Source organism: Thiomonas sp. TH-17 (assembly GCF_057473305.1).
The window spans coordinates 1-2,438 of sequence record NZ_JBYCKI010000064.1; the positions used below are offsets into that span (position 1 = coordinate 1).

The 2,438-nt window shown below is 63.0% G+C and carries 3 protein-coding genes; all 3 read left to right on the forward strand.

The window, feature by feature from the left end:
- The first annotated feature begins 109 nt into the window (after positions 1-109).
- Positions 110-1,210: a lipid A deacylase LpxR family protein gene (locus tag AC2VLV_RS04260; protein WP_486988793.1), complete on the forward strand. Its 1,101-nt coding sequence runs from the start codon at positions 110-112 to the stop codon at positions 1,208-1,210.
- Positions 1,211-1,268: 58 nt separating this feature from the next.
- Entirely contained in the window at positions 1,269-1,655 is a 387-nt protein-coding gene (locus AC2VLV_RS04265; protein ID WP_486988791.1) for a cytochrome c, read from the forward strand.
- 205 nt (positions 1,656-1,860) lie between these two features.
- Positions 1,861-2,438 (forward strand): TolC family protein (locus tag AC2VLV_RS04270; RefSeq protein ID WP_486988792.1); only part of this gene is annotated, 578 nt, incomplete at its 3' end.

Genomic DNA, 2,438 nt, shown 5'->3' on the forward strand with positions numbered 1-2,438 from the left:
CACCGCAGCGACCAGGCTCCACCCGAACGGTTTCACGTTCATCTTCATACCCCTGTCTCAATCCCCGTAGGGAGGGAGGCATCCATCACATCTCCTCCCCGCGCCGACCCTGGCGCAAACCGTCAATGAAGGCGCTGCTGATGCCGGAGAATGCACGGCTGAACAGAGATTCAGACTTCGTGGCGGCACGGCCAGGCTGGAAAACGATCTGTTTGTCGGCACCGACCGGAACTACACGAATGGCGTGGCATTCACTCTGGTTTCGCACGACATCCCCGGCCGACTACGGCCCGAGTGCCTGCCGGCGCCGATCCGGCTGCAGGCGCAGCTCATCCGCTTCATGAACCCCGCATTCTGGGCCGATGCGGATGGTTCTGCACAGACACACAACGTGGTGGTCAGATTTGGCCAGTCCATGTTCACGCCGGAGGACTCCACCCGGACGGACTTGATCGCCAATGACCGGCCCTATGCCGGATTGCTCTACCTGGGCCTGGCGTGGAACCAGCGAAAACACGAACCCGAGTCGAATCGCGAAATCCTCGATACGCGCGAGATCACACTCGGTGTGATCGGCCCGTGGTCGCTGGCGGAACAATCGCAGAACCTGGTCCATGACGCGATCGGCTCGCCCAGGTTCCAGGGCTGGGACAACCAGTTGAAAAACGAGCCGGCGCTTCAGCTCGCCATGGATCGCAAGTACAAGACCTATCGTGGCGCGGGCGCCATCATTCCCGGTCTTTCCGCTGATGTCATTCGTTCCATGGGTTTGCGCCTGGGCAATATCGAAACCTCGGCCACATTGGGCGTCGAAGACCGCATCGGCTGGAACTTGCCGAACGATTTCGGCAGCTATCCCATCCGCTCCGGCGCCGAGAACCGCCCGCCATCGGCCTCCTCCCTTCATGGCGAGCCCAACAGCGTCATGGCGGTCGCCAGTCGGCCGCGTCCCGGCGTGCATTTCTTCGGCATGGTGGAGGCCAAGGCCGTTGCCTATGACTTTTCCCTTGACGGCAATCTCCTTCGCTCCAGCCACAGCGTGACGCGCCGTCCCTGGGTGGCCCAGGCAGCGGTCGGCATCAGCAGCCAATGGCTGCTCGCCGGGCACGGCATCCGGCTGGCGCTGATGCGCGTCTGGCGCACGCGCGAGTTCGCGGAACAAGCCGGTCGCCAAGCCTTCGGCTCGGTCGCGCTGAGCATGGAGTTTTGAATGATCCTGACGATGTCCGCCTTGGACTTGGCTCAATGAAACAAAAAAGGACTACGCAATGAACAATCCCAAACGCTTCCGCGCCATCACTTTGGCCGCGGCCGTGCTCGCCTTCGGCGCCACTTTTCATGCGCAAGCCGCCGAGCCCGCGAAACCTATGGCTTTACAGAACGTGATGGAAAAACTCGAACGCGACATGCAAGCCGTCACGGGAGCGATTTCCCGAGAAGGCTGGGCCCTGGTGGCACGCCTCGCGCCCATCATCGCCCATCACCCCGAGCCACCGGTGGCGGAAAGACTGCGCATCATGGCCTGGCTCGGCAAGGATGCCGGAAAGTTCCGAGGCCTCGACGAACAGGTTCATGAAGCGGCCGCAGCCATGGGCGAGGCCGCAACGCGGGGCGACGGCCCAGCGGTCATCACCCAATTTGCCTCGGTCCAGTAAAGCTGTCTGGCTTGTCATCAGACCTTTCGCAAATCGTTCCAGGAGCACTTTTATGGCCAACGCTAAAACAACGCATGATGCCTTCGTCCATGCCGTGGGATCAGGTCATGCGCCGACGCGGAAACTCTCTATCCTTGCCCTGGCCTTAGGGCTCGTCGGTTGCGCCGCTGGGCCGGATTTCAAAACGCCGCCAGCTCCACAGGCCATGTCGTACACCATCGGTAAGCCGCCCGCCCGCACGGCTTCGACGCCCGGCGAGCTGGGTGGCGCGCAGCAGTTCATCGCGGGTCAACCCGTGGCCGCAATGTGGTGGAAGGCATTTGCTTCACCCAAGCTCGACGCCCTGGTCGTGCAGTCTCTGCAGCACAGCCCGACCATCGCCGCGGCGCAGTCCACGCTGCGACAGGCGCGCGAAACCTATGCCGCGCAAAGCGGCTCCACCCTTTATCCACAGGTCAGCGCCACGCTCGGCGCGCAGACCTTGCAAAACAACAGCGCGGCCATGGGCCTACCCGGCGGGGAGCGGCGCTACGACTTGTACAACGCGGGGGTTGGCGTGAGCTACGCCTTTGATCTTTCCGGCGGCAACCGTCGCGCGCTCGAAGCACTGGCGGCACAGACCGAATGGCGGCGTTACCAGCTCGATTCTGCGCAACTCAGTCTGGCTGGAGCCGTGGTCGCCACGGCCGTGAAGCAGGCACTGCTGGCTGCTCAGATCGACGCACTGCAGAAAATGCTGGCAGCGCAGCAGGAGCAGCTTGAAATCACCCGCGCGCGCGAACG